21 protein-coding genes are annotated in these 24940 nt (G+C 72.4%); 11 read left to right on the forward strand and 10 right to left on the reverse strand.

The genetic code is table 11. The features are described from left to right. The 8 genes from ACFWAR_RS28750 to ACFWAR_RS28785 form a co-directional block, all read right to left on the reverse strand. Positions 1-198, reverse strand: a 198-nt coding sequence (locus ACFWAR_RS28750) for a hypothetical protein (protein ID WP_385783079.1), incomplete at its 3' end; no start/stop codon positions are given. Beyond that, a complete protein-coding gene (locus tag ACFWAR_RS28755; protein WP_385783082.1) occupies positions 195-1079 on the reverse strand; it encodes an NTP transferase domain-containing protein in 885 nt (294 codons plus the stop codon). The genes ACFWAR_RS28750 and ACFWAR_RS28755, both read right to left, overlap by 4 nt. Before the next feature lie 181 nt (positions 1080-1260). Then, positions 1261-1800 (reverse strand): bacterial proteasome activator family protein, encoded by a 540-nt coding sequence (locus ACFWAR_RS28760; RefSeq protein ID WP_385783085.1) that lies wholly within the window; start codon positions 1798-1800, stop codon positions 1261-1263. Positions 1801-1883: 83 nt separating this feature from the next. Then, on the reverse strand, positions 1884-4733 hold the full coding sequence (locus tag ACFWAR_RS28765) for an ABC transporter permease (protein ID WP_385783087.1): 2850 nt from the start codon (positions 4731-4733) through the stop codon (positions 1884-1886). After that, positions 4730-5524: an ABC transporter ATP-binding protein gene (locus ACFWAR_RS28770; protein WP_385783090.1), complete on the reverse strand. Its 795-nt coding sequence runs from the start codon at positions 5522-5524 to the stop codon at positions 4730-4732. The genes ACFWAR_RS28765 and ACFWAR_RS28770 overlap by 4 nt, the downstream gene beginning before the upstream one ends. Then, on the reverse strand, positions 5517-6200 hold the full coding sequence (locus ACFWAR_RS28775; RefSeq protein ID WP_385783093.1) for a PadR family transcriptional regulator: 684 nt from the start codon (positions 6198-6200) through the stop codon (positions 5517-5519). Before ACFWAR_RS28775 ends, ACFWAR_RS28770 begins: the two co-directional genes overlap by 8 nt. 88 nt (positions 6201-6288) lie before the next feature. Beyond that, complete coding sequence (locus ACFWAR_RS28780; RefSeq protein ID WP_385783096.1) at positions 6289-6789, reverse strand: hypothetical protein; 501 nt, start codon at positions 6787-6789, stop codon at positions 6289-6291. A gap of 122 nt (positions 6790-6911) precedes the next feature. After that, complete coding sequence (locus ACFWAR_RS28785) at positions 6912-8570, reverse strand: protein kinase (protein ID WP_385783099.1); 1659 nt, start codon at positions 8568-8570, stop codon at positions 6912-6914. A gap of 226 nt (positions 8571-8796) precedes the next feature. On the opposite strand from ACFWAR_RS28785, the gene ACFWAR_RS28790 reads away from it, so the two are divergent. Further along, complete coding sequence (locus tag ACFWAR_RS28790; protein WP_385783102.1) at positions 8797-10350, forward strand: protein kinase; 1554 nt, start codon at positions 8797-8799, stop codon at positions 10348-10350. 122 nt (positions 10351-10472) lie between these two features. Here the strand turns inward: ACFWAR_RS28790 and ACFWAR_RS28795 are convergent, their stop codons facing one another. Beyond that, a complete protein-coding gene (locus tag ACFWAR_RS28795) occupies positions 10473-10889 on the reverse strand; it encodes a pyridoxamine 5'-phosphate oxidase family protein (protein WP_385783105.1) in 417 nt (138 codons plus the stop codon). Positions 10890-11072: 183 nt separating this feature from the next. Next, a complete protein-coding gene (locus tag ACFWAR_RS28800) occupies positions 11073-11732 on the reverse strand; it encodes a response regulator transcription factor (RefSeq protein ID WP_330331424.1) in 660 nt (219 codons plus the stop codon). A gap of 323 nt (positions 11733-12055) precedes the next feature. Between ACFWAR_RS28800 and pdhA the strand changes: the two genes are divergently transcribed. From pdhA to ACFWAR_RS28850, 10 genes are all read left to right on the forward strand, one after another. Next, on the forward strand, positions 12056-13267 hold the full coding sequence (gene pdhA / locus ACFWAR_RS28805; protein WP_385783108.1) for a pyruvate dehydrogenase (acetyl-transferring) E1 component subunit alpha: 1212 nt from the start codon (positions 12056-12058) through the stop codon (positions 13265-13267). Positions 13268-13269: 2 nt separating this feature from the next. After that, the gene (locus ACFWAR_RS28810; protein ID WP_385783111.1) at positions 13270-14250 is read left to right on the forward strand and encodes an alpha-ketoacid dehydrogenase subunit beta; all 981 of its coding nucleotides are present in this window, start codon (positions 13270-13272) and stop codon (positions 14248-14250) included. A 31-nt stretch (positions 14251-14281) separates the two neighbouring features. Beyond that, positions 14282-15703, forward strand: a complete 1422-nt coding sequence (locus tag ACFWAR_RS28815; RefSeq protein ID WP_385783208.1) for a dihydrolipoamide acetyltransferase family protein — start codon at positions 14282-14284, stop codon at positions 15701-15703. A 175-nt stretch (positions 15704-15878) separates the two neighbouring features. Beyond that, a complete protein-coding gene (locus ACFWAR_RS28820; protein WP_385783114.1) occupies positions 15879-16196 on the forward strand; it encodes an SseB family protein in 318 nt (105 codons plus the stop codon). After that, positions 16193-16759 carry a hypothetical protein gene (locus ACFWAR_RS28825; protein ID WP_354378765.1) on the forward strand — a complete coding sequence of 189 codons (567 nt, stop codon included), beginning with the start codon at positions 16193-16195 and terminating at the stop codon, positions 16757-16759. Before ACFWAR_RS28820 ends, ACFWAR_RS28825 begins: the two co-directional genes overlap by 4 nt. Then, positions 16760-21574, forward strand: coding sequence for a putative T7SS-secreted protein (locus ACFWAR_RS28830; RefSeq protein ID WP_385783118.1), 4815 nt, complete (start codon positions 16760-16762; stop codon positions 21572-21574). It abuts the gene before it with no gap. Next, a complete protein-coding gene (locus tag ACFWAR_RS28835) occupies positions 21574-21981 on the forward strand; it encodes a hypothetical protein (protein ID WP_385783121.1) in 408 nt (135 codons plus the stop codon). Before ACFWAR_RS28830 ends, ACFWAR_RS28835 begins: the two co-directional genes overlap by 1 nt. A 55-nt stretch (positions 21982-22036) precedes the next feature. Further along, positions 22037-22990, forward strand: coding sequence for a GNAT family N-acetyltransferase (locus tag ACFWAR_RS28840; protein ID WP_385783124.1), 954 nt, complete (start codon positions 22037-22039; stop codon positions 22988-22990). Positions 22991-23087: 97 nt separating this feature from the next. Then, entirely contained in the window at positions 23088-23852 is a 765-nt protein-coding gene (locus ACFWAR_RS28845) for a hypothetical protein (RefSeq protein WP_385783127.1), read from the forward strand. A gap of 219 nt (positions 23853-24071) precedes the next feature. Further along, on the forward strand, positions 24072-24884 hold the full coding sequence (locus ACFWAR_RS28850) for a hypothetical protein (protein WP_385783130.1): 813 nt from the start codon (positions 24072-24074) through the stop codon (positions 24882-24884). The last annotated feature ends 56 nt before the right edge of the window (positions 24885-24940 follow it).

A 24940-nucleotide genomic window follows, 5' to 3' on the forward strand; every position in this document is an offset into this window, starting at 1 on the left:
CGCCGCGGCCGCGGCGCGGGGCGGGGCCGTACGCGCGGCGGCACCCGGCGCGTCGGCGTGGGCCGGGTCGGCGCCCGGTCCCGCGCCCGAGCCGGTGTCCCGGGCCGGGGTCGGGTGGTGTCGGGCGGTGGGGCGGCTCAGCGCGGCCAGGGCTTCGTCCAGGGCGCGCTCGGCGTCGGTGGCGTCGGCGGGTGTCATCCCGAGCCGGTCCCGTCGGCGGAGTCGGCCTCCGCCGCCCAGCGCAGGGCCAGGGCCGCGGCCTTGCGGGAGGCTTCGGCGACCGCCTCGGCGGGGTCGGCTCCGGTGGCTTCGGCCCGCGCCGCCGCGTAGCCGACCAGGAAGGTGGTCAGCGGCGCGGCGGGACGGGCGACGCCATGGGCGGCGTCACGGGCGAGGTCGAGCAGGGTCTTGGTGTCGACGGCGACGTCGATGCCCAGCTCGTTCTTGACGGCGGTGATCCATTCGTCCAGCACGGACCCATGCTCCCTGATCCGGGCGCGCGCGGCCGCGAGATCGTCCCAGGTGTCGCAGTCGAAGGAAGCGAGGGGCGCGGCCGCGCCCACTCGGACCAGTTCCAGTTCGGCGGTCAGCGCACGCAGCGGCAGCCCGGTGAGGCCGCCGTGTTCGGCGGCCAGCAGGGCGACCCCGTGGCGCAGCGATTCGGCCCGGTAGGCGGCGACGAGCGGCTGGTCGCGCCCCTCGGCGTCGCGCAGCAGGGCCCCGTCCACCGGGGCGCCCGCCGCGCCGGTGCCGGTCACGGCGGCGCGCAGCGCCCGTACGGTCCCGCGGTCGAGGAAGGGCAGGTCGGCGGAGAGCACGAGCACCAGCTCGGATTCGGTGTGCCGCAGCCCGGCGGCCAGCGCGGCCAGCGGCCCGCCCCCGGGCGGTTCCTCGCGGGTCCAGCGCACGGGCCGGGAGGTGGGGCGGCGGGCGCCGACGACCACGGTGTCCGCGGCGTCGGCGCAGGCGTCGAGCACCCGGTCGAGCAGGGCCCGTCCACCGACGCTCAAGGCGGGTTTGTCGGCGCCACCGAGCCGTCGCGCGGCGCCGCCGGCCAACACGATCGCGTTGTACGTCATGTCCCGAGTATGCGGGGGTTGTGTTTCATCTGGTTGACCCCGCTTAACCGGCATTTATCCAGAACCTCCCCGCGGGGCGGGGGCGGCGCTGAGGACGGGGCGAACGCCCGCGCCCCGCCACCCCCGTTGAGGGGCGGCGGGGCGCGGGCGGCGCGGGGTCCCGGCGGTGCGGGAGCCGGTGCTACAGGTACGGGCCGGAGCGGACGGCCCCGTGGCCGCCGTCCTCGTCGTCCTCGTGTCCGGAGCCGGGCGGCAGCGCGCGGCGCATCTGTTCCAGCTGCGCGCGGGCCGCCATCTGCTGGGCGAACAGGGCGGTCTGGATGCCGTGGAAGAGGCCTTCCAGCCAGCCGACCAACTGGGCCTGCGCGATCCGCAGTTCCGCTTCGGAGGGGATGGCCTCCTCGGTGAACGGCAGGGAGAGCCGCTCCAGTTCTTCGACCAGCTCGGGGGCCAGTCCGTCCTCCAGCTCCTTGACCGAAGCCGCGTGGATGTCCTTGAGGCGGACGCGGCTGGCCTCGTCGAGAGGAGCGGCGCGGACCTCTTCCAGGAGCTGCTTGATCATGCTGCCGATCCGCATGACCTTGGCGGGTTGTTCGACCATCTCCGTCACCGGCACCTCGCGAGACTCGTCATCGGCGCCGCCGACCGCCATCCCGTCCTGTCCCAGGATCAGGACGTGCGGGGGGCTGTCCTGCGACCGTTCACCACTCGGCATCTCCATGCCGACCATTCTCTCGCACACCTTCGTACTCACACGGTGTGCCCCCGGACAGGCGTGATCCAACCTGTCCGGGGGCACCGGGATCAGCCCGTGGCCCGGCGGGCCAGGGCGCCGCTGGAGCGGGTGACCAGTGCGGCGAGCAGGGCGGCCCCGAGCGGGACCACGACCATCAGCTCCAGGATGGTCTGCCACGGCACCACCACGGGCACCCACGGCGGGCTGCTGACGGCCTCATGGCCGTTCGCCACGCCGTACTCGTACAGGCGCGTCAGGTCGCGCCGCTCGACGAGCCGGAGCCCGGCGCCCGGCAGGATGCCCGCCGCGCAGCCCAGCACCACGCCCATCAGGGCGACCACCCCGCACTGGAAGCCGCTGAGGGTGCGCCGCACCCGCGGGGGTGCGCCGACCGCGGCCAGCGTCTTGAGATCCGCCTCCGAGTCCGCCTGGGCGAGGCCGGTGGCGATGCCCGCCGCACCGATGGTGACCAGACCCGCGAAGAGGGTCAGGGCCATCAGGACGATGCTGGAGGGCGCCTGGTAGCCCGCCTCGACGAACACCTCGGCGTCCGTGCCCATCCGGTCGATCTCGCCTTCCAGCTTCTGCTTCTGGACGGAGGTCGGGGTGCCGTCCAGGGTGAAGTACGAGCCGAAGGGGGCGGTGGTGATCCCGGCGGCCTTGACCGCGGTCGGCGGCAGGATCAGCTGGATCCCGTAGCCCTCGACGGATTCCGGCGCCTGGTGGACGGGGAACACCTTGTCCTCGCCCGGCAGTTCCTTGTGGGTCGAGCGCGCGGCGCTGGCCTTCTCCAGGTCGGTGATCAGCCGGATGGTGACCTTGCCGTCCTTGACGTTGCGCTTGTCGAAGGAGACGGCCTTGCCCGAGGTGAGGGCCGCCACCGTGCCGGGGTCGGTGACCGCCAGCGCGGTCAGCAGCTTCTGGTCGGCGACGACCGTCTGGTAGCGGGCGTAGTGGTCGCCGCGCGCACAACGCCAGTCGCTGCGCAGCTTCTTCTGCTCTTCGAGGCCGAAGGAGGCGGGACCGTGCTCGGCCTCGTCCAGCGGGCAGCGCTGTTCCTTGGGCACGATGAGTTCGGCCTCGCCGCAGCCCTTGACGTTCTGGCCGTAGCGCTCGCAGCTGGGCTTGCCGACGACGAGCCGGTCCACATCGGCCCGGACGGCGATCGGGTACTGCTGGGAGAGGGCCTCGCGGACGGCGGGCACGTCACGGTAGGAGCCCGCCTCGTTCGTGACGACGGTGCCGGAGCCGCTGGGCAGCTTGGCCACGTACTCGTGCACGGACTGGACTTCCTTGCTCTCGTGGTACGTCGCCACGGCGATCGTGCCGGCCACGGCGGCCAGGACGGCGGCCACGGCGGGGGCCGTGCGCCCGCGGTTGCGCACCGCGTCGCGCAGGGCGAGCCGCGGGGAGAGCGGCAGCCAGCGCCCGATCCGGCCGAAGAGGCCGACCAGCATCGGGGTCATGGCGACGAGGCCCAGCTCGGCGATGGCGCTACCGCCCGCGACGACGATGAAGCCCATGCCGGACACCGTGCCGTAGAGCGCGATCGCGGCGCCTGCGGCGAGGGCGAGCAGGCCGAGGACCGGCAGGATCCGGTTGGACCTGCGGACCCCGCGACGGCCCGTGAGCGAGGCCAGGACGCTCTGCCGCGACGCCGTGATGGCCGGGACGATCGCGGCCAGCAGGCCGGTCAGCACGGCCAGCAGGGCGATCCCGACGAGCTCCAGCGGCACGATGTTGAAGCCGGCGAAACGGGCGCCGAGCTTCTCCTCCAGCAGCGGACGCAGGGAGAGGGTGAGGATCACGCCGAGCCCGGTGCCGATGACAGCGGCGATGACGCCGAGCACCAGGCCGCCTGAGAGCACGATCGACCGGATGTGTCGCCGGTCGCCGCCGTTGGCGCCGACCAGGCCGAGCTGGCGGCGCGAGCGGCGCGCGCCGACCGCGAAGGCGGGACCCGCCAGCAGGCAGATCTCCAGCATGGCGAGACCGACGATGGTCGCCGCGATGGCCATTTCGGTGGTCCGGCCCGTCCGGCCCGTGTAGGTGTCGTGCCCCTCCTGCTGGAAGTACGGCACCGCGGAGTCGGCCGGCGGGTTCAGCACGACCGCCCGCGAGACCACGACCACGCCCTTGGCGTTGGCCTCCTTGACCATGTTCCACGTGAAACCTTCGCCGCCGACCTTGACGAGGTAGCTGTCGCTGGGGTGCAGGGGGTTCAGCCCCGCCTCCGTCAGCGCGCGGTCGAGCGGTTCGAGCAGGCTCCCGGGCGGGGCGAGGAGCTGCGGGGCCCCCAGGCTGTTGGGCAGTTCGTAGGAGCCGACGATCGTGTACGAGTTCTTCATGCCGCGGGGGGTGACCGAGGCGCCCACCGCGTACCCGGACTCGGCCAGGAACGCGTCGGTGGCGAGGATCTCGCCGTTCTGCCGGGGCAGCCGTCCGCTGTTGAGCGTGAGCATTCCCTTGAGCAGCGGGCTCGCGGCGTCCACTTCGCGCAGCTCGGTGCTCATCAGCCCGTTCGCGGTGCGCACCCTCCCGTAGGCGGTCGTGTTCTTGAGGCCCTGCGCGCCGGCCGGGAGCACCGCCTTGAGGTTGTCGGTGCGGTTCTCGTCCTCCTTCGGCGGCGTGAAGTTCTTGAAGCCGCCGACGGGCGCGTAGCTCTCCCCGTCGGGCTGCTGGTAGAGGGGTACGCCGAAGCTGGCGGCCCGCAGTTCGGCGTCGGCGGCGCCGAGCTTGCGGTCCATGGTCTGTGCGGGGGAGAGCTGGGCGCTGCGCAGGGTGAGGTCGGTGGCGCTCACCCCGATGATGGGCAGCGCCAGCATGGCCAGCACCAGGACGCTGCGGCCCTTGGCGCGCCAGGCGTCGCGGCGGGCGATCCGCAGGGCCGCGATCCAGGAGTGGTACCAGGCCTTCACTGAGCGGTCCCCAGCCCCGACAGCAGGGAGTCGGCCCCCGAGCGCAGGGTCTCGTCGACGACGCTGCCGTCGCGCAGGAAGACCACCCGGTCCGCCCAGGCCGCGAAGCGCGGCTCGTGGGTGACCAGGATGCCGGCGGCGCCCGCGTCGCAACGGGCGCGCAGCAGCCCGAGCACGGACTCGCCGGTCTCCGAGTCCAGGGCGCCGGTCGGCTCGTCGGCCAGCACGAGGCGGCGGTCGCCCACCAGGGCACGGGCGATGGCCACGCGCTGCTGCTGGCCACCGGACATCTCGTCGGGGAAGCGGTCGGCGAGCTTGCCCAGGCCCATCTCCTCGAGGGCGGCCAGGGCGGATATCCGGGCCTTGCGGGCGGAGGTGCCGTCCAGCTCGCGGGGCAGGGAGACGTTCTCGGCGGCGGTGAGGGCCGGTATGAGGTTGTAGTCCTGGAAGACGTAGCCGATGCTGCGGCGGCGCAGGGCGGCCAGCTGCTTGCGGTTCGCGGTGGTGATGTCGGTGCCCTCGACGATGACCCGGCCGCTGCTGGGGGTGTCGAGCCCGCCCGCGAGGGTCAGCAGGGTGGACTTGCCGGAGCCGGAGGGGCCCATGACGGCGACGAGCTCACCGGGGTAGACGCTGAGGTTGATGCCCCGCAGGGCGTGCACCTCGGTGGCGCCGCTGCCGTGGGTGCGCACGAGCTGGTCCAGCTGGAGGACGGGCTGTTGGGCGTCCCGGGCCGGGCGGCCGTGGTGCGGGTGCTGGTTCGGCTGCGGGTACGGGTGCTGGTCAGGCATGCGGAAGTCCCCCTCGGGACGGCTGGGCGGTGGCGGAAGCGGTGCTGGAGGCGGCTCGTGCCGGGGCGGGTCCCGGATCGGGACCGGGGTCGGCCGTCGAAGGTGCGGGTGCCGGGGCTCCCCGTTCGGCCAGGACGGAGAGCCGCACCAGCCGGGATTCGGAGTGGTCGAGCCACCGGGCCTCGGCCTCGGTCTGGAAGATCAGCTGTTCGACGACCAGGAGCCAGGCCACGTCGTCGCGTTCCTGGGACTTCCCGCTCTCGATGGCGGCGAGCGCCTGGGCCTTGAGCCGGGTGTAGTCCTGCATCGCCCGGATCGTGGCGTGGCGCTGGGACTGGATGACGGCGCGGATGTCCACGCCGGGCGCGCCCACGGCCATGGCGAGCTTGATCGACAGCTCGTCGCGGGGCGGGTTGGCGCGGTCGACGGGGCGCTCGTACCAGGAGCGCAGTTCCTCGTGGCCGGCGTCGGTGATGGCGTACAGGGTGTGGCCCGCGGTGTCCTCGCCGCCGGGGGCGACCAGGCCGTCACGTTCCAGCCGGGCGAGGGTCGTGTAGACCTGCCCGACGTTGAGCGGCCAGGTGGAACCTGTGCGGGATTCGAACTCGGTGCGCAGCTGTGAGCCGTACCGAGGTCCCCGTTCCAGGAGGGCGAGGAGGCCATGGCGGATAGACATACTCAGTATGTATACCGAGTATGTCGAGCGGGACAACCGCCAAAAGGCCTACGTCGTGAGGGGGACCCGGCCCTTTCGGGCCCTCGTGTCAGAGCCGGCGCAGCCGCACGCCCATGTAGCCCAGACCCACTCCCATCAGGGCGAATCCCGTACCCAGCGGCAGTATGTGCGCGGCCAGGTCGGCGGCCCGCCCGCCCGGTCCGCCGCCCAGCGCCTGGGCCGCGGGCTCGGGCGGCGGGCTCGGCTCGGCGCGCGGCGGGGCGACCTGCTCGACGGGGCGCGGCCGCACCGGCAGCAGCGGTCGGGAGGCCAGGACGGTCTCCGGGTTCGCGGGCTCGGCGGCGGGTCGCCCGGGGTGCTCGCGCCCGGCGCCCGCGACGCTGCCCGCCAGCTCGTCGTCCTCGGGGCCGTCGTACCCGGGCAGGACGTAGCGGACGGGCGCGGGGACGGCGTACGCGGGCGGTGCGGCCAGGGCCGGAGCGGCGGGCGCGAGGCAGGTGAGGGCGAGTACGGCGAAGGCCGTGAGGGCCAGGGGCGATGCGGCCGGGCCCGGCGCCGTCCCGGCGGGCCGGCGGAAGTACTGCGTCACGGGGAGCCCCTCCCGTCCCGAGCGACCGAGGTGTCACGCTCAGATTTACACGGTGGGGCAAAAGCGGCATCCCGGGCGCCCCATCAGGGGTGCCCGGGATGCCGAAGTGTCCTGCGGTGGGGCTACTGCGGGTCTCCGGTGGAGACGACGAGGGTGAACTCGGCGCCGTCCTTCGGCACGTCGGACATGGCCGCGGGCAGCTGCTCCAGCACCGTGTCCTGGCCGTAGACCGCCTCGTCGCGCGTCTGGATGGTGAACTTCCAGCCCGCTGCCTGGATGCACTCCTTCACCGACCGGACGTCCTTGTACCGGAAGTCCGGGGCGTCGACCTTGGTCGCGTCCTTGTACGACTTCGTGGCTTCCTTGCACTTCGCCGCGTCGATGGTGCGGGTGGTGTCCGGGCCCTTGTGGCCGCTCTTGGCCGAAGGGGACGAGCTCGCGGAGGAGGCCTGCTTCGGCTCGTCACCGCCCTTGTCGCCGCCGCTCAACGAGATCGCCGTGATCAGACCGCCGATGGCGAGCAGGGCCACCACGATCGAGCCGACGATCACCGGGGTGTTCCGGCCGCCCCCGGCGCCCCCGCCGCTCGTGGACGAGCTGGTGGTCGCGGGCGAGATGGTGAAGGGCGGTGGGGTCTGCGGCGCGTGCGGGGCGTACTGCGCGTGCTGCTGGGGCGGCGGCGTGTGCTGCTGCTGGTGCGGGTACGCGTACGCGGGCGGCGGCGTCTGCTGGTGCTGCGGCGCCGGGGTGGCGGGCCCGTACGGCGACGACTGGTACGGCTGCTGGAGCGCCTGCGGCGGCGGGGACTGGAACCCGGAGTCCACCGGCGGGAAGACCGCCGAGGACACCCCGGCGCCGCTGCTCACGGGCGCGCCCGCGACGATCACGGGAGCGCCGGTCTGCCCCGCCGACAGCACGCGCAGGACCTCGCCGCGCATGGCCTCGGCCGTGGGGAAGCGCTCGTTCGGGTTCTTCTTCAGCGCGCGGGCGACCAGCGCGTCCATCGCGGGCGTCACGGAGCGGTTGATGGAGGACGGCGCGACCGGCTCCTCCTGCACGTGCGCGTACGCGATCGCCAGCGGCGAGTCCGCCTCGAAGGGCAGGCGGCCCGTCAGCAGCTGGAAGAGCATGATGCCGACCGAGTAGAGGTCGGAGCGCGCGTCGACGGCCCGGCCGAGCGCCTGCTCCGGGGAGAGGTACTGCGGGGTGCCCACGACCATGCCGGTCTGGGTCATGGAGGTGACGCCCGACTGCATGGCGCGCGCGATGCCGAAGTCCATGACCTTGACCACGCCGCGCTTGGTCATCATCACGTTGCCCGGCTTGATGTCCCGGTGGACCAGGCCCATCTCGTGGCTGGTCTCCAGGGCCGCCAGCACGTCGCCGGTGACCTTCAGCGCCTTGTCGGCCGGCATCGCCCCGTACTGCGTGATGTCCGACTGGAGCGCGTTGCCGAGGGGCTGGCCCTCGACGTACTCCATGACGATGTACGGCATGAGCATGCCGTCGAGATCACCCTCGCCGGTATCGAACACCGACACGATGTTGGTGTGCGACAGTTTCGCTACAGCCTGGGCCTCGCGGCGGAAGCGCTCGCGGAAGGACTGCTCCCGACCGAGCTCGCTGTGGAGCGTCTTGATCGCGACCTGCCGGTCGAGCGCGGAGTCGTACGCGAGGTACACGGACGCCATGCCGCCCTCGCCGAGCAAGTCCCGCAGCTGGTACCGGCCGCCGGCCAAGGACCCGCCTGCGTACCGGCCCTCGGTGCCGTCCTGGCTCATGACTGTCGCTTCCCCTCAAGCAGTGTGCGTACGCGTCTGACAGAGCGCATATCGCGCCCAGTCTGCCGGAGGGCAAGCCCACGTCAAGCCAGCTGCCCGATCCGTGACCACACGGGGACAGGCCGTCGAGCCGGTCGGCGAGTCGCGCCGAGGCTGTAGCGTTCATCGGAGCACTCCGAACAAGACCCACCGCTTGTGCGGCCCAGAGAGACGACGGCGAGGACTGATGGCACCCGAACCCGAGGGAAACGGCGCCGGGATGGCTGATGGTCCGGAGCACTGGGGCGCCGGCGGGATCGTGGGTGACGGCCGCTACCGGCTGACCCACCGCCTCGGTCGCGGCGGCATGGCGGAGGTGTTCGCCGCCGAGGACGTGCGCCTGGGGCGGACCGTCGCCGTGAAGCTGCTGCGCGCGGACCTCGCCGAGGACCCGGTCTCCAAAGCCCGCTTCACCCGCGAGGCACAGTCGGTCGCGGGCCTGAACCACCACGCCGTCGTGGCCGTCTACGACTCGGGCGAGGACCGGGTCGGCCCCAACGTCGTCCCGTACATCGTGATGGAGCTGGTCGAGGGGCGCACCATCCGCGACCTGCTGATCAGCGCGGAGGCCCCGGGCCCCGACCAGGCGCTGATCATCGTGTCCGGCGTGCTGGAGGCCCTGGCCTACTCGCACCAGCACGGCATCGTGCACCGCGACATCAAGCCCGCCAACGTCATCATCACCAACACCGGCGCGGTGAAGGTGATGGACTTCGGCATCGCGCGCGCCCTGCACGGCGCGCAGTCGACGATGACCCAGACCGGCATGGTCATGGGCACCCCGCAGTACCTCTCCCCGGAGCAGGCGCTCGGCAAGGCCGTCGACCACCGCTCCGACCTGTACGCCACCGGCTGCCTGCTGTACGAACTGCTCGCGCTGCGGCCCCCGTTCACGGGCGAGACGCCGCTGTCGGTGGTCTACCAGCACGTGCAGGACGCGCCGGTGCCGCCCTCGCAGCTGCCCGAGGGCCACGCGATCCCGCAGGAGCTCGACGGGCTGGTCATGCGGTCCCTGGCCAAGGACCCGGACGACCGGTTCCAGAGCGCCGAGGAGATGCGCGGTCTGGTCGGGTACGCCCTCCAGATGCTCCAGGACCAGGGCGCGAACACGGGCACCTGGAACACCGGGCCGGTCACCATGGCGCTGCCGCACGGGCGCGGCCCCGCCGCGACCACGGCCATGCCGATGGGGAACACCGGCGGCCGCCAGCAGTACCCCTCGAACGCCACGACCTCGCAGTTCCAGCAGCCGATGGTGCCGCCGCTGAACCCGGACGACGGCTCCGCCTTCCCCGGCGGCGGCGGTGGCTACCACGACGGCGGCCAGGGCCACGGGAACGGTCAGGGCGGCTCCGGCGGCGGCCGTTGGAAGATGGTCCTCTTCGCGGCGCTCGCGGTGATCGCCATCGCGGCCGGGGTGGTCTTCGCCCTGGACAAGGCCGGCGGCAAGGGCACCCCCAGCACCGAGCAGAGCAGCTCGCAGAGCCCGCCCAGCAGCGAGCAGAGCTCGCCGAGCAGCCCCGAGACCTCGCCGTCGGACACGCCGGAGTCCCCGCGCTCGCGCGAGAGCTACACCCCGAGCCCGAACCGGTCGCGGACGCCGAGCTTCACCCCGTCGCCGACGCCGTCCACCTCGGAGTCCTCCAGCGAGCCCTCGCACACGCCGTCGTCGCCGACCCCGTCGAAGTCGCAGTCGAGCAAGCCGTCGACCCCCTCCCCGGACGACGGCCGCAACGGATAGCGGCGCGGGAGCACGCGTACGGGCCCGGCGGAATTCCTTCCGCCGGGCCCGTCGTCGTTCGTACCGCTCGGACTTCGTGATGCCGGGACTTCGTACCGCTCGTACCGCGGGGTTCGTGCTGCTCAGAGGGCGTGCTGGTACTGCCGGTCGTGATTCGCGGCCAGTGCGTGGACCGTCACGAACTGCGGCTCGATTCGCATGTAGACGGGGTCGAAGACCGCGCCGTCGATGAAATGCGGACCCGGACCGAAGAGTTCCAGTTCTGCCGTGGTCGGCTCGACGATCTGCGCCGTTCCGGTGAACTGCACCGACCACAACCGGGGGTCGCCGGTATTGAAGTTGTCGGCGCCGTAGGCGACCACGCTGCCGTTGCAGGCCTGGTGATATCCGAAGCCCGCGTGCATTCTCAGCACCACCTTGCCGTCGACCACGATGTGGCGGGCCAGTGCGAGGAAGGGCAGCGCGCGCATGCTGGTGGCGACCCGGCCGTACGGCACCTGGCGCAGCAGTTCGATGGCGTGGAGTTCCTCAGGGGACATGCCGTCCACTGTCCGGTACCGACACCGTGCCGGGAAAGAGGAGCCCGCCCCGATGATCGGGGACGTTGGTCCCGAATTAAACAGCGCGCCCCGTGGAATCACACGGCGAGCGTGCGGCCACGGGGCGTTGCGGTGCCGGGGGTCGGCGGTGCCGGGGTCGGCGGGGGGCTCGGGTGAGCCGCCCTAGCGCTTCTCGGCCTGGAGGCGGGCCACGTAGGCGGCGGCCTGGGAGCGGCGCTCCATGCCCAGCTTGGACAGCAGGCTGGAGACGTAGTTCTTGATCGTCTTCTCGGCCAGGTGCAGGCGCTCACCGATCACGCGGTTCGTCAGGCCCTCGCCGATCAGGTCGAGGATCTTGCGCTCCTGCTCGGTCAGGTTCGAGAGGCGGTCGTCGCCCTTCCCGTTCTTGCCGTCGCGCAGCCGCTCCAGCACCCGCGCCGTGGCGACGGGGTCCAGCAGCGACTTGCCGGCCGCCACGTCACGGACGGCGTGCAGCAGCTCGTTGCCGCGGATGGCCTTGAGGACGTACCCGGAGGCGCCCGCCATGATCGCGTCGAAGAGCGCCTCGTCATCGGCGAACGAGGTCAGCATCAAACACTTGATGTCCTCGTTCTGGGAGCGCACCTCGCGGCAGACCTCGACGCCGCTGCCGTCCGGCAGGCGGACGTCGAGCACGGCGACGTCGGGGCGGGTGGCCGGGATGCGGACCAGGGCGTCGGCGGCCGTACCGGCCTCGCCGACGATCTCGATGTCCTCTTCGACCGACAACAGCTCATAGACACCTCGGCGTACCACTTCGTGGTCGTCCAGGAGGAATACCTTGATTTTTCCGTCTTCGCGCACAGAATCAGTTTCACACACTCACCCCTTCCCTGCCGCAAGAGGCCGGGATAACGTGCCGTTGTTCCGGCCCCCTGCAAGGCTGTGACCAGTGGTTGTTCCCCGATCCTCGGATTTACTTGGAAATCCAAGCAAAATCGCAGGTCAAACGGGGTTTCGCAGATATGCGACGCACTGGGTAACGTGCATTGTGCAGGGCACTCGCCGGGGCACCTGTCACGCCGGAATCCCTACCGCGTCGCACCCACCCCGTGCGCGCGCACGGATTTTGGCGAGCCGCACTGGCCCCCGGAGAACCCGGGTGCCGGACCGACGGAGGAGCACACGTGACCGTGGAGAGCACTGCCGCGCGCAAGCCGCGACGCAGCAGCGGCACCAAGCGAGCGGCCGGCGCCGCGAGCGCCGGCAAGAAGGCCGCCGCTGCCGCCGCCGCCACCGAGAGTGCCGAGCCCCAGCTCGTACAGCTGCTGACGCCCGAGGGGACCCGGGTTTCGGCCGCGGACCATCCTGAGAACGCGGAATTCCTGGCCTTCGTCGAGGACATCACGGGAGACGACCTGCGCGGTCTCTACCGCGACATGGTCCTGACCCGTCGTTTCGACGGCGAGGCCACCGCGCTCCAGCGCCAGGGCGAGCTGGGCCTGTGGGCCTCGCTGCTGGGCCAGGAAGCCGCTCAGATCGGCAGCGCCCGCGCGCTGAACGACGAGGACTACGTCTTTCCCACGTACCGCGAGCACGGCGTCGCGTGGTGCCGCGGGGTCGACCCGACCAATCTGCTGGGCATGTTCCGCGGTGTGAACCACGGTGGATGGGACCCGAACCTCAACAACTTCCACCTGTACACGATCGTCATCGGCTCTCAGACGCTGCACGCGACCGGTTACGCCATGGGCGTGGCCAAGGACGGCGCGGACTCCGCGGTCATCGCCTACTTCGGCGACGGCGCCTCCAGCCAGGGCGACGTGGCCGAGTCGTTCACCTTCTCGGCCGTCTACAACGCCCCCGTGGTGTTCTTCTGCCAGAACAACCAGTGGGCGATCTCCGAGCCCACCGAGCGCCAGATGCGCGTCCCGCTCTACCAGCGCGCCCAGGGCTTCGGCTTCCCGGGCGTACGGGTCGACGGCAACGACGTCCTGGCCTGCCTGGCCGTGACCCGCTGGGCCCTGGACCGCGCGCGCCGCGGCGAGGGACCCACGCTGGTCGAGGCGTTCACCTACCGCATGGGTGCCCACACCACCTCGGACGACCCGACGAAGTACCGGCGGGACGAGGAGCGCGCGGCCTGGGAGGTCAAGGACCCGATCCTGCGCCTGAAGACGTACCTGCTCGCCAGCGGAGACGCCGACGAGGCGTTCTTCGAGGAGCTGGAGGCCGAGAGCGAGGCCCTCGGCAAGCACGTCCGCGAGGTCGTGCGGGCCATGCCCGACCCGGACACCATGGCGATCTTCGAGAACGTCTATGCCGACGGGCACGCGCTCGTCGACGAGGAGCGCGCACAGTTCGCCGCCTACCTCGCGTCCTTCGAGGGTGGGGAGTGACCATGCCGGTACAGAAGCTGACCATCGCCAAGGCGCTCAACGACTCGCTGCGCAAGGCGCTGGAGAACGACCCCAAGGTCCTCATCATGGGCGAGGACGTCGGCAAGCTGGGCGGTGTCTTCCGGATCACCGAAGGCCTGCAGAAGGACTTCGGCGAGGAGCGGGTCATCGACACCCCGCTCGCCGAGTCGGGCATCGTCGGCACCGCGATCGGGCTCGCGCTGCGCGGCTACCGGCCCGTGGTGGAGATCCAGTTCGACGGTTTCGTCTTCCCCGCCTACGACCAGATCGTCACCCAGCTCGCGAAGATGCACGCGCGCTCGCTGGGCAAGATCAAGATGCCCGTCGTCATCCGCATCCCGTACGCGGGCGGCATCGGCGCGGTCGAGCACCACTCCGAGTCCCCCGAGACGCTGTTCGCGCACGTCCCGGGCCTCAAGGTGGTCTCGCCGTCGAACGCGGCGGACGCCTACTGGATGCTCCAGCAGGCCATCCAGAGCGACGACCCGGTGATCTTCTTCGAGCCGAAGCGCCGTTACTGGGACAAGGGCGAGGTCGACGTCGAGGCGATCCCCGGCGAGCTGCACAAGGCGCGGGTCGCGCGGGAGGGGTCGGACGTGACCCTGGCCGCCTACGGGCCCATGGTCAAGGTGTGTCTGGAGGCCGCCGCGGCCGCCGCCGAGGAGGGCAAGTCGGTCGAGGTCCTCGACCTGCGGTCCATGTCCCCGGTGGACTTCGACGGCATCCAGGCCTCGGCGGAGAAGACCCGCCGGCTGGTCATCGTGCACGAGGCCCCGGTGTTCCTGGGCGTCGGCTCGGAGATCGCCGCCCGGATCACGGAGCGGTGCTTCTACCACCTGGAGGCGCCGGTGCTGCGCGTCGGCGGTTTCCACGCGCCGTACCCGCCGGCCCGCCTGGAGGACGAGTACCTGCCCGGCCTGGACCGGGTGCTCGACGCCGTCGACCGCTCGCTGGCGTACTGAGGAGATTTTCGTGACGATCAGCGAATTCAAGATGCCCGACGTGGGCGAGGGCCTCACCGAGGCCGAGATCCTCAAGTGGTTCGTGCAGCCCGGGGACACGGTCACGGACGGCCAGGTGGTCTGCGAGGTCGAGACCGCGAAGGCGGCCGTCGAGCTGCCGATCCCCTTCGACGGCGTGGTCCACGAGCTGCGCTTCGCCGAGGGCACCACGGTCGACGTCGGCCAGGTGATCATCTCGGTGCGGACCGGCGCCGATGACGAGGCCGGGGCTCCCGCCGCGGCCGCGGAGGCCGAGGCGGCTCCCGCGGCCGCCCCCGAGGCGGAGGCCGCGCCCGCCGCGCGCCAGCCAGTCCTCGTCGGCTACGGCGTCTCCACCGCCTCCACCAAGCGCCGCCCGCGCAAGGCGGCTCCGGCCGCGGCCGCGACGGCCGCCCCGGTGGTGCCCGCACCCGCCGCCCCGGTGGTGCCCGCCCCCGCGGCTCCGGTGCTCAACGGCAACGGCAGCAACGGCTACGGCGCCCACGGGTCCGCGGGCGCCGAGCGCCCGCTCGCCAAGCCGCCCGTCCGCAAGCTCGCCAAGGACCTCGGCATCGACCTGGCGGCGATCGTGCCCACCGGTGACGGTGGCGTCGTGACCCGCGAGGACGTGCACGCGGCGGCCACCGCCGCACTGGCTCCGCAGCAGCAGGCCGCGCCCGTCGCCCCCGCGGCCCAGGCCGCACCGGCGGCCGCGGTCGTGTCGGCGCCGGACGCGCGGGAGACCCGCGTCCCGGTCAAGGGCGTCCGCAAGGTCACGGCCCAGGCCATGGTCAGCTCCGCCTTCACCGCCCCGCACGTCACCGAGTTCGTCACGCTCGACGTGACGCGCACGATGAAGCTCGTCCAGGAGCTGAAGGACGACCCGGACATGGCGGGGCTGCGGATCAACCCGCTGCTGCTCATCGCCAAGGCCGTGCTCATCGCCGTCCGCCGCAACCCGGACGTCAACGCGTCCTGGGACGAGGCGGCCCAGGAGATCGTGCTCAAGCACTACGTGAACCTGGGCATCGCGGCGGCCACCCCGCGCGGTCTGATCGTGCCGAACGTCAAGGACGCGCACGCCAAGACCCTGGCCGAGCTGTCGCAGGGCCTGTCCGACCTGGTGGCGACCGCCCGTGAGGGCAAGACCTCCCCGGCGGACATGCAGGGCGGCACCCTCACCATCACCAACGTCGGCGTCTTCGGCGTCGACACCGGTACGCCCATCCTGAACCCCGGCGAGTCCGCGATCCTCGCGGTCGGTGCGATCAAGCTCCAGCCGTGGGTCCACAAGGGCAAGGTGAAGGCGCGTCAGGTCACCACCCTGGCGCTGTCCTTCGACCACCGGCTGATCGACGGCGAGTTGGGCTCCCGCTTCCTCGCGGACATCGCGGCGGTCCTGGAGCACCCGAAGCGCCTGGTCACCTGGTCCTGATCGACCGTTCGACGCATCGGCGAGGGCCGGTTACCCCCAGGGGTGGCCGGCTCTCGGTGCTGAGTACCGTGTGCGGATCGGAGGCCGACCCGGCACCTCCGGGAACGGGGCGCAGGACATGGGACTGACCGAGGAGATTTCCGACCTGAGGGGCGGATCCGGGCATCCACGGCGTTTGATCGGCGAATTCCGGCGCGCCCTGCTGCTCGCTCCGCTCGCCGACGGCGCCCTGATGTCGGGCGAGCAGGGCGGGGTCCGCTGGATCTACGCCTTCACGGACGAGGCCGCCCTGGCGCGCTTCGCGCTCGCGCGCGGCGCCGGGGACCAGGAGTGGGAGTACCTCGCGGTGCTCGGCGCCCGGCTGGCCGACATGGTCGTTCCCGGAGCCGAGGGCCCGACCGGCATCGCCGTCAACGTGGCGGACGGGGCGGGCGCGATGCTCTTCCCGCCGGTCGTGGGGATCGTCCCGGACGCCGTGGCGGTGACGGCATGAGCGGTGACCAGGACCTGGCGGTCGCGCCGGAGGCCGTGAAGAGCGTCCAGGACGGTCTGCGGGCGGCGGTGGGCGAACTGCGCGAGTCCGGTGCCGACGCGGGCGGGGCCTCGATGGGGGCCGGGTTCAGCTCGCTGTCGATGACCGGGATGGAAGCCGGTCACGCCGGCCTGGCCACGGACTTCGAGGACTTCTGCGAACGCTGGGAGTGGGGCGTGCGCTCCCTCGTCCAGGACGCGAGCACCCTCGCGCAGGCGCTGGGGATCTCCGCGGGGACGCTGTGGGAGGAGGACCACTACATCCAGGGCGCCTTCAAGGTCGCGGCCAACTCGGCGTACGGCAACCCGCACGCGAGCGAGGACGAGATCGAGGAGAAGGGCTGGGGCGACATCTTCCGGGCGGACGTCTACAAGCCCGACTACAGCCCCGAGTCGTTCGCCAAGAGCGGCCAGGACATCAAGGACACCTGGTCGCAGACCGGCGACAAGCTGATGACCACCGGGAAGATCGGTTCGTTGAAGGACATGGTCGACCAGGCCACCGGCAGTGGGGACGGCAAGTAGATGGGGCTCGGCGACTTCATTCCGGACCCCGTCGAGGACTGGGTCGAGGACCGCGTCGAAGACGTCGGCGACGCCATCGAATGGACCGGCGACAAGGTCGCCGGACTGGCCGACAAGGTGGGGCTGGAGGACGCGGGCGACTGGATCCGGGACAAGAGCCGCTCCGCCGCCAACCAGCTCGGCGCGGACGTCGCCGAGCTGGAACTCGGTCAGACCGACGACCCGCACAAGCTGGTCTACGGCAGCGTCTCCAAGATCCGGGCCCAGGCCGCGCACCTCCAGGACTTCAAAGCGGCCTTCGACAAGGTCGGCGGCGGACTCAAGGGGATGGACGGGGACGGTCTGAAGGGCAAGACCGCGGACGCCTTCCGCGAAGCGGTCGCGAAGGAACCGCCCCGCTGGTTCAAGGCGGCCGAGGCCTTCGGCAAGGCCGCCGTCGCCGTGGGGGGCTTCGCCGAGACGGTGGAGTGGGCACAGGGGCAGGCCAAGGAGGCGTTGGCGGACTACGAAGCGGCCAAGAAGGCCTCGACGGACGCCCGCAACGCCTACAACAAGCAGGTCGACGCCTACAACGACGCCATCGACGCGAAGAAGGACACCCTGCCGCCCAAGCCGGGCGGCTTCACCGACCCGGGCACCGCACTCGCCCACGCGGCCCAGGACAAGCTCGACGGGGCCCGCAAGCAGCGCAACGAGGTGGCGGAGACGGCCCGCACGGCGATCCGCGCGGCGCGGGACGCCGCCCCGGAGAAGCCCTCGTACGGCGAACAGTTCGGCGACGGGATGCAGTACCTCGACATCGCCAAGACGCACCTCACCGGCGGGGTCATCAAGGGCACGGCCGGCCTCGTCAACTTCGTCCGCTCGGTCAACCCGACGGACCCGTACAACCTGACGCACCCCGCCGAGTACGCGACCAGCCTGAACTCGACGGTCGCCGGGCTGGTCACCGCCGTCAACGACCCCATGGGCGCGGGCAAGCAGATGCTCGACCAGTTCATGAAGGACCCCTCCGAGGGCATCGGCAAGCTCCTTCCGGAGCTGATCGGCACCAAGGGCCTGGGGCTGGCGAAGAAGGCCGGTACGGTCGCCAAGCTCGCCGACGACATCCCGACCGGGCCCGGCCGCAAGGCCCTCACCGGAGACGGTCCGGACCTGCACAAGACGCCGGACGGCGAGCGGACCACGGGCGGCACGGACCCGGTGGACCTCGCCACCGGCCGGATGTACCTGCCGCAGACCGACGTGGTGCTGCCGGGCGCCCTGCCCCTGGTGTTCGGGCGCCGGGCGGAGTCCGGCTACACGGCGGGACGCTGGTTCGGGCCCTCGTGGAGCAGTACGGTCGACCAGCACCTGGAGATCGACGCCGAGGGCGTCGTCCTGGTCACCGAGGACGGCCTCCTGATCGGGTACCCGCATCCGGCCCCCGGCGTTCCGGTGCTGCCCGCCACGGGACCGCTCCGGCCCCTGGAGCGCACCCCCGAAGGCGACTACACGCTGACCGACCCGGTGACCGGTCACGTCCGCCGCTTCACCGCGCCCGCCCCGGAGGCCGGTGCGGACGGTCGGGCCCCGATCGCGGAGCTCGCGGACCGCAACGGCAACACCATCACCTTCGAGTACGACGCCGAGGGCGCCCCGGTGGGCATCGCCCACAGCGGCGGCTACCACCTGGACCTGGAGACGGCCGACGGGCGGATCACCGCCCTGCACCTGACCGGTGGCCCGCGGATCCTCGCCTACGACTACACCGGCGGTCGGCTCACCGGCGTGACCAACTCCTCGGGCCTGCCCCTGCGCTTCGACTACGACGAGCGCGGCCGGATCACCTCCTGGACCGACACCAACCACAGCCGCTACGACTACGTCTACGACGACCAGGACCGCTGCGTCGCCGAGGGCGGCAGCGGCGGACACCTCGCCCTCACCCTCGACTACGACGCCGTCGACCCGGGCACCGGTCACCGGATCACCACCGTCACCACCGCGGCGGGGCACACCCGCCGCTACCTGATCGACGCGCACCGCCGGGTGGTCGCCGAGACAGACCCGCTCGGCGCCGTCACCCACTACGCCTACGACCGCCAGGGGCGGCCGACCAGCCGCACGGACGCCCTCGGCGCCACCTCCCACCAGGAGTACGACGGGGCGGGCCGGATCATCCGCTCCGTCCGCCCCGACGGCCGGAGCGCGGGCACCGAGTACGACCGGCTGGGCCTGCCCGTCCGGGTGGCGAACGCCGACGGCACGGTGATCCGGCAGAGCTACGACGAGCGCGGCAACCGCACCTCGCTCACCACCTCGGCGGGCGCGGTGACGACCTTCGCCCACGACGAGCGCGGCCACCTCACGGCGGTCACCAACGCGCTGGGCGCGGTCACCCGCATCACCTGTGACGCGGCGGGCCTCCCGGTCACCAGCACCGATCCGCTGGGCGCCGTCACCCGCTTCGAGCGGGACGCCTTCGGCCGTCCGGTCCGGGTCACCGACCCGCTCGGCGGGGTCACGCTCATGGAGTGGACCACCGAGGGCAAGCCCGCCCGCCGGGTGGACCCGGACGGCGCGGAACGCCTGTGGGTCTACGACGGCGAGGGCAACTGCACGGCCTTCACCGATCCCTCGGGCGGGGTGACCCGCTTCGAGTACACCCACTTCGATCTCCTCGCCGCCCGCACCGGACCCGACGGGGTGCGGCACGCCTACACCTACGACGCGGGACTGCGGCTGACCGGTGTGCGCAACCCCCAGGGCCTGAACTGGGAGTACACCTACGACGCGGCGGGCCGCCTCACCTCGGAGACGGACTTCGACGGCCGGACCCTGAGCTACGCCTATGACCCGACGGGACGGCTCGCCTCCCGCACGAACGCGGCGGGCGAGGAGATCGCCTACGAGCGGGACGTGCTCGGCCGGATCGTCCGCAAGACCTCCCCGACGGGCACGGCCACCTTCGAGTACGACGTCTTCGATCTGCCCGCCGCGGTGACCTCGGCCGACGGCACCCACCTGGTGCGCATCCGCGACCGGCACGGGCGCCTGGCCGAGGAACGCGTGGACGGGCGGGCGGTCCGTTACGCCTACGACGAGCTGAGCCGACCCGTGGCCCGGACCCTGCCCAGCGGGGCGCGGACCCACTGGACCTACGACGCGGCCGGTCACTGCACGGGGCTGAACGCCTCCGGACGGGACGTGGTCTTCGAGCGGGACGCCGCGGGCCGTGAACTGACCCGGCGCATCGGTCGGAGCGCGACCCTGCACCACACCTTCGACGCCGCGGGCAGGCTCACCACCCGGCACATCACCGGCTCGGACCAGCGGACCCTGCAACGCCGCGGCTATGCCTACCGGGCCGACGGCAACCTGCTGGAGATCGACGACGAGACGAGCGGTCCGCGCCGCTTCACCCTGGACGGCGCGTCCCGGATCACCGGTGTGGACGCCGCCTCCTGGTCGGAGCGCTACGCCTACGACGAGGCGGGCAACCAGACGTCCGCCGACTGGCCCCAGGACCACCCGGGCGCCGATGCCGTGGGCGAGCGCGAGTACACCGGTACCCGGATCACCCGGGCGGGCCGGGTCCGTTACGAGCACGACGCCCAGGGCCGTGTGGTCCTGCTCCGGCGCACCCGGCTCTCCCGCAAGCCCGACACCTGGCACTACGTCTGGGACGCGGACGACCGGCTGACCGAGGTCACCACCGCGGACGGGACCCGCTGGCGCTACCGGTACGACGGGCTCGGCCGCCGCGTCGCCAAGCAGCGGCTCGATCCGACCGTTGTTTCACGTGAAACCGAGGACGTTTCACGTGAAACAGGCCTCCTCGACACGGGAGTTGTCGGTGTTTCACGTGAAACACCCGTCGCGGACCCCGCGGTCGCGGAGGAAACCCTCTTCACCTGGGACGGGACGACGCTGGCCGAGCAGACCACCCTCGTGCGGGACAACCCGCACGAGGTCACGCTCAGCTGGACGCACGCCGGACTGCATCCCCTGACCCAAGTCGAGTCCATCCGGCCCGTGGCCGCGCCGGGGGACCCGCGCGAGCTGCCGCAGCCGGAGATCGACAGCCGCTTCTTCGCCATCGTCACCGACCTGGTCGGCACCCCGACGGAGATGATCGACGAGCAGGGGGCCGTCGCCTGGCGCACCCGCTCCACCGTGTGGGGCGCGACGAGCTGGAACCGCGACGCCAGCGCCTACACGCCGTTGCGCTTCCCCGGCCAGTACTACGACCCGGAGACGGGCCTCCACCACAACCACTTCCGGACCTACGACCCGGAGACGGCCCGCTACCTGACCTCCGACCCGCTGGGCCTGACGCCGTCCCCGAACCCGGTCGCGTACGTCACCAACCCCCTGGTGTGGGCCGACCCGCTGGGCCTGAGCGGCTGCCCGGCGGCGGGCAAGGAGCAGTTGGCGCTGCCCAAGGCCGAGCGCGAACCCCCGAACATGTACGGGACGCCGATCACCTCCCGGCTGGCACGGCCGGGCGAGGAGTTCAACATGGTGTTGTCCAAGGGGCAGCCGGCCACCAGCCCCGGTGGGTTCGGCACCTTCGAAGGCGTCCCCAACCAGCAGTTCGTGCGCGACCAACTGGCCATCCGCACCGACTGGAAGGACGACGTCTCGATGCTCCAGCGGTACCGGTTCCCCGACACCGGTGACCCCATCCGGATCCAGGAGAGCATCATCGGCCCCCAGACGGACCCGACGCTGGGCCACCTGCCGGGTGGGGTCAGCCAGCTGGAAATCCTGAACTACGAAGACCGCGCCCGACTGATCCCGGTCGGCCCTCCCGTGGAGATCCCCAAGTAATGACGCAGGAACCCGAGATGACGGTCGACTGGACCGCCGGCGAGAGCACCGTCCGTTGGAACGACGGCGGCGCCGCGGTCGAGAAGCACCATGGCGCGCCGCCGCAGTCGGTCATGACCTGGACGCACGACGGCCGGACCCTGGTGCTGGTGGTGGAAGCCCTGGACACCCGGCCCTTCACGCCGAAGGACAACGCGGTCGTCTACCGGGCCGACGGCACGGAACTGCTCCGGCTGAGCCCCCCGGCGGACCTGCTGTCCGACCCGAACGCGGTGCTCGGGTTCTACAGTGCCTACCGGGACTCCGCGGGGCTGCCCCTGCTGGTCATCGCCACCCGCTCGGGCGACTTCCAGGGCCGCCTGGACCTGGCGGCGGGAGCGGTCCGCGACGCCCGCACCTGGCGCTGACGGCTTCGGGAAGAACTCCCTTTCCCCACCGGGCACGGAATGTGATCATCGGCGGATGCACCTTCGATTCCGCCCCGCCACCGCAGACCCCGCCGACCTCGATCGGGCCGTCGCCTACCCGGCCGACGGCCCGACCGATCCCGTCCCCGCCCTGGACGCCGAGCGGGTCCGGGACGAACTCGCCGCGCACCGGTTCCGGCCGGAGTGGACCTGGTTCGCCGAGGACGAGGAGGGCCGGATCCTGGCCCGCGCCCTGTGGTGGGGCCGCGCCGACAGCGAGCACCCGCTGGCGCTCGACTGCCTCCAGGTGCGGCCCGAGGTGTCCGACCCGGCCGAGCTGGCCGAGCGGCTCCTGGCGGCCGGTCACGAGGCCTTCGGCAGTCGGCCGCTGTACAACCTGTCGCTGCCGCACGACTGGCGGGCCACCCCCGCGCTCGCCCGCGCCGTCGCCTGGCGCGAGGAGGCCGCCCACCGGGCGGGGCTGAGCAGCACCGTCGAGCGGCTGCGTTACGAGTGGACGCCCGACGCGGGGACCGCGGAGCCCACGGGTCGGCTCGTCTTCCGCGAGGGCACGGACGAGGAGTTCCTCGACTTCTTCGCCCGGCTGTCCCGCGGCAGCCTGGACCTGCACACCCAGGCCGAGCTGCGGACGATGGACGACGAGGCCCTGGCCCGGGACGACCTGGCCTACTACCTCGACTGCCCGGGCGAGCGGTCCTGGTGGCGCCTGGCGCACCTGCCCGACGGCACCCCGGCGGGAATGGCGATCCCCTCCCGGACCCCCTACCACCGCAATGTCGGCTACCTCGGCGTCGTACCGGAGCTGCGCGGCAAGGGCCTGATCGACGAGGTCCTCGGCGAGATCACCCGCTTCCACGCGGCCGAGGGCGCCGACCGGATCACCGCCACCACGGACACCGTGAACCGGCCGATGGCGGCCGCCTTCGACCGCGCCGGTTACCGGGTGACGGAGATCCGCCTGGTGCTGGAGGAGCCGTCCGGCACCTGAGCCCCGGGGGCGGCGACGGGCGGCGCGGGCGGTAGCCGCAAGGCCACGGCCGGGCGGGCGTCGACGCGGTAGCGTGCCGCCGGGGAAGGGGGCCGGGGTGTCGATCGCCGAGTTGCAGGTGTACTCCGTCGAAGAGGCGGACGTGTCCGGTGGCGTGTGCGTCGTGCGCTGTGTGGGCGGGGTCGCGCGGGCCGGACAGGTCTACGCGGCCGGGGAATCGAGGCTGGGGCTGCGCCGGATCGAGCGGTACGGGCGCCCCGTGGCCTTCTTCGCCGCGGGCAACGTGGCCACGGTGCACCTGACCGGCGCCGTGGTCGCCCTGCTCACCCGGGGCCAGGTACTGACCGCGGTGCCGCCCGACGGGCACGCGCTGGGCGAGCTGGAGGCCTGGCTGGCCACCGATCCGCCGCTGGAGGACGAGCCCAGGCCGCTGGAGCTGCGCGCGCTGGCCATGGGCCGGGCGCGGGACGCCCGGCTGCCGGACGGGGCGCGGCTGCGCTGGGGCCGCGTCGCGGTGGCGGCGACCCGGCGCAAGGCCGCCCGGGCGGGGGAGGACGCGCTGGTGGCCGCCGCCGAGGAGGCGGCCGTACGCGGCTACCTCATCCAGCAGTTCGGCCCCGGGCCCGGCGGGGACCCGGCGGCGCTCTGCCGGGACCTGCTGGCGCTGATCGACCTGACCCCGGGGGCTGCGGCCGGGGAGGCCCGCTCCTGGCGCGACCTGCCCAAGGCCCGCATCCTGCACCTGCGCCGGATCAAGAACCTGCTGCCGTGGCTCGCGCTGGTTCGGCCGCACCTCGCGCCGGACGACCCCCTGGCCGCGGCCGTGGACGCGTGGACGCGGGTCCGGCCGCGGCTTCCGTAGCCGGATCCCGGCGGGCTGCTCGCCCGCACCCGTTCACGAGGGTGCAGCACGCACCGGGGGTGACGCCATCGCCGCTGGTCACAGGGGTGGGTGCGCCAGTTGCTCGGCGTGTCCCAGCGCGGGCCGCAGGGCGTCGAGTTGCGGGATCTGACGGGGTGTCCGTGAAGTGGGTTGCGACGGTACGTCCCATGCCGTCATCGCGCCCGACAGGAGAGAACGTTGCGCCGCTTCACCCGCTACACCGTCCCCGCAGTCCTCTGCGTGTCCCTGCTGGCCGCGTCCTCCGGCCTCGCCGGGGCGGCCTCCCAGGACGTGCGCAAGCCCGTCGCCCCCGGTTCGTCCCGGGCCATCCCGGGGACGGACGCGCTGCAACAGCAGGTCGCGTCCCTCGGCGTGACCGGCGAGGTCCTCAAGACCGTCACCGACCTGATCTCCGCCGTGCTCAAGGCTCCCGACGGGAAGATCCCCGAGGCGGACGCGGCCAAGCTGAAGAAGGCGGTCGACGACGCCCTCGCCAAGCTGCCGAAGCCCCCGGCGGACCTGCCGAAGCCGCCGGTCGACCTGCCGAAGCCCCCGGTCGACCTCCCGAAGCCGCCGGTCGAGGTGCCGAAGCTCCCGGTGGACGCCCCGAAGCTGCCCGTCGACGCCCCGAAGCTCCCGGTCGACGCGCCCAAGCTCCCGGTGGAGGCCCCGAAGCTCCCGGTGGAGGCGCCCAAGCTTCCGGTGGTCTCGGCCGTCGCCGCCGGGGCGAAGGCGGGCCCCCTGGACCTGGTCGGCGTCGCCGTGGAGAACCTCAAGAAGTCCGTCGACGGGCTGCTCAAGGCCTCGGGCCCCTGTGGCTGCTCGACCGACGCCACGGCCAAGTCCACCGACGTCGTGACGTCCCTGACCGCCCTGGTCGCGGCGCTCCTGACCGGCGGCGGACTCCCCGCGCTCCCCGTCCCGGCCCCTGCGCTCCCCGTCCCGGCCCCCGCGCTGCCCGTCCCGGCCCCCGCCCTCCCGGTCCCGGCCCCGGCCCTGCCCGTCGAGTAGCCGGGCGCCGCGATCTCCCCGGGCGGGGCCGGAAACCCGACTCCGCCCGGGGATTG

This window comes from Streptomyces sp. NPDC059917, assembly GCF_042730635.1.
In the GTDB taxonomy this organism is placed as follows: Bacteria; Actinomycetota; Actinomycetes; order Streptomycetales; family Streptomycetaceae; genus Streptomyces.